An 11,409-nucleotide genomic window follows, 5' to 3' on the forward strand; every position below is an offset into this window, starting at 1 on the left:
ATTATGTCAAGTAATGCTAAAGTTGTCGTAGTGACGGGCGTTTCGTCGGGAATAGGACGCGTAACAGCAGAAATGTTCTTTAAAAGAGGGTGCAAAGTATTTGGTACCGTTCGAAATCTCGAAAAAGCTGAGCTGATTCAAGGCGTAGCACTGATCGAAATGGATATTCGGGATGAAGGTTCTATTCAACGTGGGATTGCGTCCATCATTGCCGAAGCTAAACACATTGATGTGCTTGTTAACAGCGCGGGTGTTACGCTACTCGGTGCAACGGAGGAATCCTCCATTGCAGAAGGTCAAGCACTGTTCGATACCAATGTCTGGGGTATGCTCCGCACGATGCAAGCGGTGTTACCTTATATGCGGCTACAGCATGCTGGCCGCATAGTGAATATTAGCTCTGTACTGGGATTCCTTCCTGCGCCTTACATGGGGCTATATTCGGCGTCCAAGCATGCTGTTGAGGGCTTGTCGGAAACGCTAGACCATGAAGTTCGAGAATTTGGTATTCGTGTAGCACTTGTAGAGCCTTCATTTACCAAAACCAACCTTGATATTAATGCCCCGGTTGTTGCATCCCCTATTTCGGCATACAACTCAACCCGTGACATTGTCTCTCAGGCGATACAACAGAACGTGCATAAAGCACCACGCCCGGATGATGTTGCCGCAACAGTCATCAATGCTGCGCTCGGTGCTTGGAAAATGCGCCATACACCAAAAGGTGAAGCTTCATTGCTGAGGAAGTTGCGCCGTTTTATGCCAGCCACTCCGGTAGAAAAAGGGATCAGAAAAACATTCGGGATGAAATAATGAATAGAACCAACGAAGTGCGAATTGTTGTCTCCGGTGTGGGTGTTGTAAGCCCCTTAGGTGTTGGTGCCGATAGGGTCTGGCAACGATTGCTAGCAGGACAATCAGGAATTCGACATCTACCGAAAGACGTGGCTGATGGAACAGGAACGACAGTGGGTGGCTTAGTCCCTACATTGGAAGAAGACCCTCTAGCAGGTTATGACCCCGATCGTGTTATTCCGGTTAAAGAACGTAAAAAGATGGACCGCTTCATTGAGTTTGCTCTGGTTGCAGCAGATGAAGCGCTAACACAAGCAAACTGGCATCCAGTCGCGGTAAAGGATCAAGAACGAACGGCTACGATTATTGCGTCGGGGGTTGGAGGATTCGGCGCGATTGCTGAGGCGATTCGTACCACAGATTCCCGAGGCCCTCGTCGCCTATCGCCGTTTACGGCACCTTCCTTTCTTGCCAATATGGCGGCGGGTCAGATATCCATCAGGCATGGATTCAAAGGGCCTCTGGGCGCTCCGGTAACAGCGTGTGCGGCCGGCGTTCAGGCTATCGGTGATGCAGCTAGGCTTATTCGGAGCGGAGAGGCAGATATTGCGATATGCGGGGGAACAGAGGCCGCTATCGATCGAGTTACGCTTGGATGTTTTGCTGCTGCTCGCGCTTTATCAACTGGGTTTAACGATAGTCCTCAAGAGGCTTCTCGTCCGTTTGACCGAGACCGTGATGGTTTTGTGATGGCCGAAGGTGCGGGGGTATTGGTTATTGAATCGTTGGAGCATGCGAAGGCGAGAGGTGCTCAGCCTATCGCTGAAATTGTTGGATATGGAACTAGCGCAGATGCTTACCACCTAACTGCTGGCCCAGAGGACGGTAATGGTGCCCAGCGAGCTATGCAACAAGCTTTGATGCAAGCGGGGATAGCCCCAAGTGAGGTGCAGCATATCAATGCGCATGCTACCTCAACTCAAGTTGGAGATAAGAGTGAACTTGCAGCTATCCGAACTGTATTTGGTGAAGGTTCGGATGTGGCTATCACGTCAACAAAATCCAGCACAGGCCACTTACTTGGCGCCGCAGGCGGAATAGAAGCTATTTTCACTCTGCTGGCAATCAGAGACCAAGTTGTACCTCCAACGTTGAATCTTAATCATCCAGATGAGCTCGCTCTGGGTCTGAATCTAGTTAAAACTAAAAAGGATGTAAACATTCAGCACGCATTATCAAATGGATTTGGTTTTGGGGGCGTCAACGCCAGCGTGGTGTTTCGGCGTTGGGACCAAGAGTCGCGTTAAGACGTTAACTTTGACACCGGAAATACCTACCCGAACATTCAGAAGTAGCCATTAAACTGATTGCGAATATGTTGGAGTGCTCGCCAGCGGATGTCATGACAAAGTGAGAGGAAAGGTTAATCCTTTCCTTTTACATATTGATATACTTCAAACTTGAGAATTGGCGTGCTTGGAATTGGATAAGGGCTACAAAAAGTAATGTCACTTATTATGTTCGAAGGAAAACTAAAAATCGTTTATGTCCCAAGAGTGGGCTGATGGGCACGAGTAACACGCTAGTGCCCCCATTCCTTGTTAAGCATGACAGTTGAAGCTGTGAATGGTAATAGCCAGTAGCCCAAATTTTAGTCATGTGACAACGTGACTACTGAAACAGTGGTGATTTTTTCTCAACTAAAGTGCTTAAGAATTCATCTATCGGTAACGGTTTACCAAAGACGTATCCTTGATAATATTCAATGTTCCTTGCTTTTAATTGAAGGGGAGAGGATTACTCCGCCATTAACTATGCGATGCCACACAGTTGCAACTACGCTCATGAAACAACATAGAAGCGGTTTTAATAATGCGCTCACGATTTTCTTGGGCTTGTAGTTTTGTCACTTTCATATCAATTACCCCAGCTCAAAAAATCATAGCTCAGCATTTTTGATGATGATTATAATCAAAGCGTTGCTTTTTTAGATTTCAATCGTCATCATTACGTGTTTTTCCAGTCATCAAATAGAAAACATAAAATGACAGATAATTATCGAAGATAAATAACCACATACTGCACTTAGTGAAAAACTTGGTATGGAACGCGTTATGGTATTACATGCCATATTTGATATTTTTATTGAATGTTTTGATGACAACAGGAACTACCACGGTAACTAATTATTGGAAAACTGAAAACTGAAAACTGAAAACTGAAAACTGAAAACTGAAAACTGAAAAATGATCAGAACACTCTTCTCACCGTTAAAAATTGGCAGCCAAACATTAGCACATAGAATTGTAATGGCCCCGTTAACACGTATGCGTGCGGCACAACCCGATAATATTCCGCAATTAATCAATGTTGAATATTATCAACAGCGTGCATCTAAAGGGGGGTTAATTATTTCAGAAGGAGCTCAGATATCACCAATGGCTCAAGGTATGCCTGCTACCCCAGGAATACATAGCCAAGCGCAGATAGATGGATGGAAGAACGTTACTGATGCGGTTCACAAAAAAGAAGGGGTTATATTTTTGCAACTCTGGCATGTGGGGCGGATCTCTCATTCATCTATACTGAACGGCAATCTACCCGTTGCTCCATCATCTATTGCCGCCCCCGGAAAAGCGTTTACAGCGTCATTTGATCGAACAGAATTCGAGCGGCCCAGAGCATTAGATACAAAAGAGATACCATTAGTTATAGAAGAATATGCCCAAGCAGCGAGGAATGCTAAACAGGCTGGGTTTGATGGAGTTGAAATTCACGCCGCCAATGGTTATTTACTTGAACAGTTTTTACACTCTAGCACCAACCAACGGACAGATTACTACGGCGGTTCAATTGAAAATCGCTGTCGAATTGTAATTGAAGTTGCAACTGCTGTAAGCCAGGTTTTCGGCGCTGATAAAGTTGGAATACGCCTCTCTCCTTTTGGAGTAGCGAACGGTAGCAATGAAGAGGATCCGATGACGCTTTATAGCTTTTTAATAAAAAAATTAGCAGCATTGAATCTGGCTTATCTTCATCTGATTGAACCCCGCGCTAGCGGAGCAGGTCAAGAAGAGGTAAATCATCAAAATGTACCTTTATCCTCCGAATTATTTCGCCCCATCTGGCCTAATATTTTAATTGCAGCTGGAAACTATAAGCCAGATACAGCCTCTGCCGCTGTTGAGAATGGGCACGTGGATGCTGTTGCTTTTGGACGATATTTTATTGCTAACCCTGACCTTCCTCTGAGAGTGAAAAAAGGAGCACCTCTTAACTCATACAACCGAGCAACATTTTATGGTGGTGACAAAGAGGGCTATACCGATTACCCAGCACTTGAGTAATTAAAAGAAGACGCTTTCCATTACTCGGATAGCAGCTTCGCTCTATCTGAGTAATTAGATAGTATTGTTAAAGGCTTCTTTTTTTACTTAGCTTCAAGATTTGTAATTATTTCTTCACGGCACACATCAAGTATTTCGTCAGCAAGAAGTGAATCATCAGGACAAGACCGTGATAGAACAAGAGCCCCAACGGCATGAGCAATGGCATTAATTTTTGCCTTTCGTTCTTCCGTTGTAGACTCAGACCCATTAGACAAACTGGTTAGTTGATTCTCAATTCCAGTCAAAAATGTTTCTTTGAGTGGCTCAGAATGGCGTCCTGCATCAGCACAAAGTGCTGCCATGGTACAGCCGTTACCTGGTGCATCACGATGTTCCCTAGAGAGGTATTTTTGCACGAAAGAGACAATGTCAAAATCAGACATTTGTGAATTTGATTGTGCAAAGCTGTAGGCAGCAGCTTCTGCCATCAAGTCAGCTTTAGACTGAAAATGCTTATAAAACCCTCCATGAGTAAATCCCGCTGTAGACATTAACTCAGCGATGCCAACACCATCATAACCACGCTCACGAAACAATACCGAAGCTGTTCTAACGATTCGCTCACGGTTTTCTTGGGCTTGTGCCTTTGTCACTTTCATATTGATTACGTCTCCTCGTAAAAATCATGGCTTAGTATACTTTGATGATGGTCATAATCAAAGCGTTGACTTTTTAGATTGCGATCATCATCATTAAGCTCATTCTCCAGTGATAAAACGGAAAACGCAAAAATGACAGATAAAGCTCTATTCCAACCCTACAAACTTGGCTCGCTTACCCTTGCTAATCGTTTTGTGATGGCACCACTAACTCGTAACCGTGCGGGTGCAGGCTTAGTGCCGAGTGAATTTGCTGCCACTTACTATGCACAGCGCGCATCGGCGGGCCTGATCATTACTGAAGCCACTCAGATATCCCCGCAAGCGCAAGGTTATCAAGACACTCCAGGTCTCTACATTCAGGCGCAGATCGATGGCTGGCGTAAAGTCACCGATGCAGTACATGCCAAAGGGGGGAAAATCTTTGTCCAACTCTGGCACGTCGGACGTATCTCCCACGTTGACTTGCAACCCAATGGTGCTGCGCCAGTTGCGCCGTCAGCGATCCGAGCTGAAACCAAAGTATTTGTGAATAATGGTTTTGCAGATACTTCTGAACCTCGCGCATTAGCACTCGATGAAATCCCTGGCATTATCGAAGATTTCCGCCAAGCGGCTGCCAATGCAATAAAAGCGGGCTTTGATGGCGTGGAAGTTCACGGCGCAAATGGCTATCTGTTGGAGCAATTCCTAAAAGATGGGGCTAATCAGCGCACCGATGCCTATGGTGGGTCTGTCGAAAACCGTGCTCGCCTGCTGTTGGAAGTCACGGCTGCAGTAAGTAAAGAAATTGGTGCTGAGCGTACGGGTGTGCGTATTTCTCCTGTTTCACCGGCTAATGCCATCTCCATCAGCAATCCACAGGAACAATACGACTATGTAGCGGATGAGTTGAATAATCTCGGCATTGTGTATCTACATGTTGTCGAAGGTGCAACCGGCGGTCCGCGTGATATTGCCCCCTTTGATTACGGCTCACTGCGCCAACGCTTCAAAAATACCTATATGGCCAACAATGGCTATAACACCGAACTGGCTTCAGCTCACTTAGCAGAAGGCAAAGCAGATTTGTTTGCCCTTGGCCGCCCATTCATTTCAAACCCTGATCTCGTTGAAAGATTAAAAACAGGCGCCGCGTTAAACGCGCTTGATGGCACAACACTCTATGGCGGCGGTGCTAAAGGTTATACCGATTATCCAACACTGGCCGATGCTAACGCCTAAAACATTAACTCGCGAAATACATAAGGTAATTCGCGACCTTTTAAAGAATTATTTAGAGAGTAAAACATAATGACAACTTCTACCGTCCTTATCACAGGCGCTTCTACTGGTATTGGTGCTATCTATGCTGATCGCTTTGCGCGTCGTGGTCACGATCTCGTCATCGTTGCCCGTGATGGCGCAAAACTTGAGACTCTGGCAACTCGCTTGCGCCAAGAGTATCGCGTAAATGTCGATGTGCTGCCAGCAGATCTAACCAAATCTAGCGACCTTGCTGTCGTTGAAAAACGTCTGCAAGACGATGCGCGTATCGACACTCTGATTAACAACGCGGGTATCGCGCAATCAGGTAGCTTTGTTGAACAAACATCAGATTCAATCGAAAAACTGATCGCACTTAACATCACAGCACTCACCAGACTTGCCAATGCGGTAACGCCACGTTTAGTCCAACAAGGCAAAGGCGCTATCGTCAATGTGTCTTCGGTTGTTGCCTTAGCGCCTGAATACCAAATGTCTGTCTACGGTGCTAGCAAGGCGTTCGTCTTGTTCTTATCGCAAGGCATGCACCAAGAATTGTCACCTAAAGGTATTTACGTTCAAGCGCTTCTGCCAGCAGGCACTTATACCGAAATCTGGGAACGCGCGGGAATCGATATCAGCAACTCCTCACCTATGATGGAAGTCAATGAACTCGTCGATGCGGCACTGGTTGGTTTCGATCGCAAAGAACTGGTCACCATTCCACCACTGCATAAAGAGACACGTTGGGATGATTTAGAAAAGGCGCGACAAGGATTGCTTTCAGACATCGAGATGTCGCATGCAGCTGCGCGTTATAAGACAGCCTAAATAACGTTCTAACCTTAATTCAGTGCCTTGCTAAGGCATTGACAATCAAAACCTTGTTTAAGGATTTAAAAAATGACTAATAAACTTGTGGCACTGGTGACGGGCGCCTCATCCGGCATTGGCGAAGCCACGGCCATCAAACTTGCAGCAGCTGGCTACCGCGTTTACGGCACCAGCCGACGTGGGGCAACCTCGAGTGGCGCTCGCTTTCCAATGCTGGCGCTTGATGTGACTAATGATGAATCTGTCGAAGCCGCCGTTGCTGAACTCATTCGACTTGAGGGACGCATTGACCTTTTAGTTAATAATGCGGGTTTTGGCGTTGCCCCCGCAGGTGCAGAAGAAAGTTCAATAGAACAAGCAAAGAGTATTCTTGACACAAACTTCTTCGGTATTGTCCGTATGACGCGTGCCGTCGTGCCCCATATGCGACGTCAAGGAGCTGGCCGGATCATTAACATCAGTTCAATTATAGGTGTTGTGCCTATGCCTTATGTGGCGCTTTATGCCGCCAGCAAGCATGCTGTTGAGGGCTACTCTGAAGCTTTAGATCATGAATTGCGTACGCGCGGCATTAGGGTGTCATTAATCGAACCGGCGTTTACCAAAACCAAATTTGAAGCAAACAATGTCCAACCCGATTCTATGCTTCCAGAATACGACAAGATCCGCGCTAAGCTGACTAAAGTTGTAGAAGAGGCGATGGAAGGTGGCGACACGCCTGAAGTCGTCGCGGAGGTGGTGCTAAAGGCGGCTCAGGCAACTAAGCCTCAATTACGTTATACCGCAGGTAAAGCAGCCAGCCAGCTTAAATTTTTACGCAGATTTGCCCCAGCATCAGTATTGGATAAAGGCATACGTAAAAGCTTACGTATTGATGAGAAAGGATAACACCAGTGACCTTTCGACATGTGGCGATACTCACTTCCTTGTTGTTTCTCGTTTTAGCCCTCGGCTGGATGTTATGCCCTGAGCAAATGTTAACGCAATGGGGAGTGCAATATAGCGATAGCACAGGTGTTGTTAGTCGCCGTGGTTCGGCATTTTATCTAGGGTTCGCCATCATGTTTTTCGTGGCTAGAAATACTGAGCATTCAGCGACTCGGATGGCGCTCATCAAAGGAATAATAACAACTTGTACCATACTGATATTACTCGCTGTTTATGAGTTTTCCGTCGGTCATGCTAATAACAAAATCCTGATAGCGGCGTTGATAGAAGCGATTTTAGGATTGGCTTTTTTGTATGTTTGGCGAACATTGATAAAAAAAACATCACGTTAGCAATAAGTTGAGAACACACCAATGAAAGCGCTTATCCTCAAGAAATACCATAAATCATCACCCGTTATTGAGTTTAGTGATGTCCCTAAACCGACAATCAAACCCAATGAAATGCTCGTAAAGGTCTACGCGGCAGGCTTAAATCCTATCGACAATATGATCCCAACGGGGACCTTTAAACCTATTCTGCATTTTAAGTTGCCAGCAACGCTCGGTAGCGACTTAGCGGGAATAGTCACTGAAGTTGGCAGCCAAGTCACACGCTTCAAGCCTGGCGATGCTATTTTTGCCAGCATCTTTGATCTAGGCATTGGCTCGCTTGCTGAATTTGCTGTGGTGCCAGAAAGTGCGGCTGCGCTGAAACCGGCTAATCTTGATTTCGTGCAAGCGGCCTCAATCCCAATGGTCGGCCTAACCGCTTGGCAAGCGCTAAAAGAACGCGCCAATCTCAAAGCAGGTCAGAAAGTGTTTATCCCCGCGGGCTCAGGTGGAATAGGGACGTTTGCGATTCAGCTAGCAAAACACCTTGGCGCAACGGTGGCAACCACCACAAGTACCCATAATGTTGAGTTAGTTCGAAGTCTTGGTGCAGATACGATAGTGGACTATAAAAAACAAGCGTTTGAAGCAGTGCTACACAACTATGATGCCGTATTAGGAACCACAAGAGGCGACACCATAGAGAAATCCATCAACATCCTTAAACCAGGAAGCAAAATTATCTCTCTTGTTGGCCCTCTAGACGCGGCTTTTGCGCGGGCACGCAAACTGAATGGGATATTAGCCTTTGTATTTGGTTTGATGAGCCTGAAAATCAACCGCCTCTCGAAAAAGAAAGGCGTTGATTACTCTTTTCTCTTTGTTCGCCCCGATGGCAGCCAACTGAGCGAAATCAGCAAACTCCTTGAAGCAGAAACTATCAAACCAGTTATCGACAAAGTCTTTCCATTCGAACACGCAAAACAAGCGCTGGCTTACCTCGCCGAAGGGCATGCCAAAGGAAAAGTCGTTGTCAAAATACATGATTAAAGCACAGCAGTATTCCTTTATAAGCATCGCATAAGCTGCATTTACGGAGAGCAATATGAAATATATCCCTTTTGGAAAAACGGGCCTGCGTGTTTCTCTGGTCGCACTGGGCACAGGAAATTTTGGCACTGGTTGGGGCTATGGGGCCGATCCAGATACAGCAGCATCAATCTTTAACGCCTACGATGAAGCTGGTGGAAACTTCATTGATACCGCAGATGTGTATCAATTTGGCCAATCCGAGGAGTTACTCGGTAAACTTCTGCAAGGACGACGTGAAAACTTCGTACTCGCAACTAAGTTCACTAGCGGCTCAGTCCCTAATGCTAATCGGCTGGTCACAGGTAATAGCCGCAAAGCCATGATTGCCTCCGTAGAAGCGAGTCTTAAACGTCTAAAAACCGACAGGATTGATATTTACTGGGCACATCACCCCGATGAAATCACTCCGACCGAAGAGATTATCCGCGGATTTGAAGACTTAGTACGCGCAGGCAAAATTCTTTATGCTGGTCTATCAAATTTTTCCGCTTGGCGTTTGTCTCGCGCCGTGACTATGGCCGAGCTGCTCCATACAGTCCCTATCGCGGCGGCCCAATTCGAACACAGCCTAGTTAGACGCGAACCCGAAACCGATCTATTACCGGCCTCATTGGCATTTGGCCTTGGGGTAACAACCTGGTCACCTCTTGGCGGCGGCATGCTCACTGGTAAGTACCGACAAGGAGCCAAAGGCCGTGCAGAAGGGTTTGGAGGACGAGTTTTCCAAGCTGAGAATTCCCAGCAGCGCTCAGACATTCTGGACACTGTTATAGCGATTGCTGATGAACTGAATATAAGCCCTAGCCAAGTCGCAATAGCCTGGGCAGGTTCGCATGACACAATGCCGATTATCGGACCCCGTTCGCTAGCCCAACTGACTGATAACCTAAGCGCGCTGTTAGTAAACTTATCGAGCGAGCAACTCGCTCGTCTCGATAAGGTGAGTAATATAGCTTCATTGCCATCAGTTCGGTCACCAACTCCTTGGGAAGAGGATTTAACTCGTATGGTTGCTTGTAAGTGATATATTAAGATCGCGACGCTTGGTTCTTTGATACCAAATTATGGGTTCGCCCCTCATCCAAATATCAGAGCTGTTGGCAATGGTAGCTGAATGAATGCCAAATTAAGGTGACAAATAAAGGGGCTTTGTGTCCCCAGCTCCTTTAAGTTATACCGACAAGATTGTGGCGAGGTCATAAATACAATATTTTAAAGATGTTCAATGTTGGCCTAGAAACGTCCAACGTCTTATACAATACTAGAACCTCAATCATAAGTACGTCAGCAAAGAGCAGTTCTAATGTTATGGCTATCGCTTAGTTGATTCGATACTTTTAGACTTCTCGTAAAGTGAGTAAACCTGCTTATTCAAGTGAAGTGTGTTAACAAAGAAACCCTGATCTAACCTCCCCAATTCGTACACCAGAATTTATAACTGAAGCTCGGAAGTGTACTCAGAAAATTAGTGTCGTCGCAGAAGCCAGTTAGCTCTGATGATTTTATCACCCGTTTCTTTAGAACTAAAAGCCGGTTGCCATACTTCTAATAATCCGAAAAATTGAGATTAGAGCAAAAACGTTAGCAAGGAAATGTCCACAAACGTGCTAATAACATTGATTAAAATGGCATTTATGTTGAGCAAAGGTGAGCAAGTGGATTACAACTATTGATAAATAATACATGGGCTAACAAGCTGTATGGCTAATCATTCAATTATTAATGCGATTTCCTCGATAACTCGTTAGTCAAATAAAATCTTCTCACTTGGCTGTTCATTACTTTGATAGTTTCAAGCCGATTTGAATTTTAAGCTGCTGTTGTGTGCCAACTAGGGTGGTGGTCAACAAAAAAATCGTCAGAAGCATGTTGTGCCAATAGGTTTGGCACGAAATGGGCACAAATTTAGAAAAACGGCGAATTTGAGGGAAATTCCGGTAAATGTGGATTAAGCAATAGAGGCAAAATCAGGCAGAGCCGAAGGGTGGGGTATGTTTGAATATTTTTGGAAAAACCAAGAACAGACACGAAGATTTTATCTTAGGCACAAGTAAAAATTAAGCATCTTGATGGATGGACAGGTTAAATTGGGATTTTACAGGGAGTTAAAGCAAGAAATGGTACACCCGAGTGGACTCGAACCACCGACCCCTACCATGTCAAGGTAGTGCTCTAACCAACTGAGCTACGGGTGCA

Annotated in this window: 10 protein-coding genes and 1 tRNA gene; 9 read left to right on the forward strand and 2 right to left on the reverse strand. The window is 45.7% G+C overall.

The features are described 5' to 3' along the window. Nucleotides 1–3: 3 nt before the first annotated feature. The 3 genes from L976_RS10400 to L976_RS10410 all read left to right on the forward strand — a co-directional run bounded on the left by L976_RS10400 (nucleotide 4) and on the right by L976_RS10410 (nucleotide 4,142). On the forward strand, nucleotides 4–813 hold the full coding sequence (locus L976_RS10400; protein WP_047536543.1) for an oxidoreductase: 810 nt from the start codon (nucleotides 4–6) through the stop codon (nucleotides 811–813). Beyond that, a complete protein-coding gene (fabF, locus tag L976_RS10405) occupies nucleotides 813–2,102 on the forward strand; it encodes a beta-ketoacyl-ACP synthase II (protein WP_047536545.1) in 1,290 nt (429 codons plus the stop codon). Before L976_RS10400 ends, fabF begins: the two co-directional genes overlap by 1 nt. Before the next feature lie 939 nt (nucleotides 2,103–3,041). Continuing rightward, nucleotides 3,042–4,142: an alkene reductase gene (locus L976_RS10410; protein WP_047536546.1), complete on the forward strand. Its 1,101-nt coding sequence runs from the start codon at nucleotides 3,042–3,044 to the stop codon at nucleotides 4,140–4,142. 83 nt (nucleotides 4,143–4,225) lie between these two features. On the opposite strand, the gene L976_RS10415 is transcribed toward L976_RS10410, so the two are convergent. Beyond that, nucleotides 4,226–4,783, reverse strand: coding sequence for a TetR/AcrR family transcriptional regulator (locus L976_RS10415; protein WP_047536548.1), 558 nt, complete (start codon nucleotides 4,781–4,783; stop codon nucleotides 4,226–4,228). A 132-nt stretch (nucleotides 4,784–4,915) separates the two neighbouring features. Between L976_RS10415 and L976_RS10420 the strand changes: the two genes are divergently transcribed. From L976_RS10420 to L976_RS10445, 6 genes are all read left to right on the forward strand, one after another. Further along, nucleotides 4,916–6,007: an alkene reductase gene (locus tag L976_RS10420; protein ID WP_047536550.1), complete on the forward strand. Its 1,092-nt coding sequence runs from the start codon at nucleotides 4,916–4,918 to the stop codon at nucleotides 6,005–6,007. 69 nt (nucleotides 6,008–6,076) lie between these two features. Then, nucleotides 6,077–6,859, forward strand: a complete 783-nt coding sequence (locus tag L976_RS10425; RefSeq protein WP_047536552.1) for an SDR family NAD(P)-dependent oxidoreductase — start codon at nucleotides 6,077–6,079, stop codon at nucleotides 6,857–6,859. A 72-nt stretch (nucleotides 6,860–6,931) separates the two neighbouring features. Continuing rightward, the gene (locus tag L976_RS10430) at nucleotides 6,932–7,750 is read left to right on the forward strand and encodes an oxidoreductase (protein ID WP_047536554.1); all 819 of its coding nucleotides are present in this window, start codon (nucleotides 6,932–6,934) and stop codon (nucleotides 7,748–7,750) included. 5 nt (nucleotides 7,751–7,755) lie between these two features. Continuing rightward, a complete protein-coding gene (locus tag L976_RS10435) occupies nucleotides 7,756–8,142 on the forward strand; it encodes a hypothetical protein (protein ID WP_047536556.1) in 387 nt (128 codons plus the stop codon). 21 nt (nucleotides 8,143–8,163) lie between these two features. Then, complete coding sequence (locus L976_RS10440; protein ID WP_047536558.1) at nucleotides 8,164–9,171, forward strand: NADP-dependent oxidoreductase; 1,008 nt, start codon at nucleotides 8,164–8,166, stop codon at nucleotides 9,169–9,171. A gap of 55 nt (nucleotides 9,172–9,226) precedes the next feature. Beyond that, nucleotides 9,227–10,237 carry an aldo/keto reductase gene (locus tag L976_RS10445; protein WP_047536560.1) on the forward strand — a complete coding sequence of 337 codons (1,011 nt, stop codon included), beginning with the start codon at nucleotides 9,227–9,229 and terminating at the stop codon, nucleotides 10,235–10,237. Between the two features lie 1,094 nt (nucleotides 10,238–11,331). Here the strand turns inward: L976_RS10445 and L976_RS10450 are convergent. Continuing rightward, nucleotides 11,332–11,408, reverse strand: a tRNA-Val gene (locus L976_RS10450). Nucleotide 11,409 lies beyond the last annotated feature (1 nt).

It is taken from the genome of Shewanella sp. ZOR0012, assembly GCF_000798835.1.
Taxonomy (GTDB): Bacteria; Pseudomonadota; Gammaproteobacteria; order Enterobacterales; family Shewanellaceae; genus Shewanella; species Shewanella xiamenensis.

Excerpts from the sequence above, each read along its gene's own strand:
- L976_RS10445 (WP_047536560.1), top strand. The coding sequence starts at position 9,227 with ATGAAATATATCCCTTTTGGAAAAACGGGCCTGCGTGTTTCTCTGGTC.
- L976_RS10420 (WP_047536550.1), top strand. The coding sequence starts at position 4,916 with ATGACAGATAAAGCTCTATTCCAACCCTACAAACTTGGCTCGCTTACC.
- L976_RS10425 (WP_047536552.1), top strand. The coding sequence starts at position 6,077 with ATGACAACTTCTACCGTCCTTATCACAGGCGCTTCTACTGGTATTGGT.
- L976_RS10440 (WP_047536558.1), top strand. The coding sequence starts at position 8,164 with ATGAAAGCGCTTATCCTCAAGAAATACCATAAATCATCACCCGTTATT.
- L976_RS10410 (WP_047536546.1), top strand. The coding sequence starts at position 3,042 with ATGATCAGAACACTCTTCTCACCGTTAAAAATTGGCAGCCAAACATTA.
- L976_RS10400 (WP_047536543.1), top strand. The coding sequence starts at position 4 with ATGTCAAGTAATGCTAAAGTTGTCGTAGTGACGGGCGTTTCGTCGGGA.
- L976_RS10415 (WP_047536548.1), bottom strand. The coding sequence starts at position 4,783 with ATGAAAGTGACAAAGGCACAAGCCCAAGAAAACCGTGAGCGAATCGTT.
- fabF (WP_047536545.1), top strand. The coding sequence starts at position 813 with ATGAATAGAACCAACGAAGTGCGAATTGTTGTCTCCGGTGTGGGTGTT.
- L976_RS10430 (WP_047536554.1), top strand. The coding sequence starts at position 6,932 with ATGACTAATAAACTTGTGGCACTGGTGACGGGCGCCTCATCCGGCATT.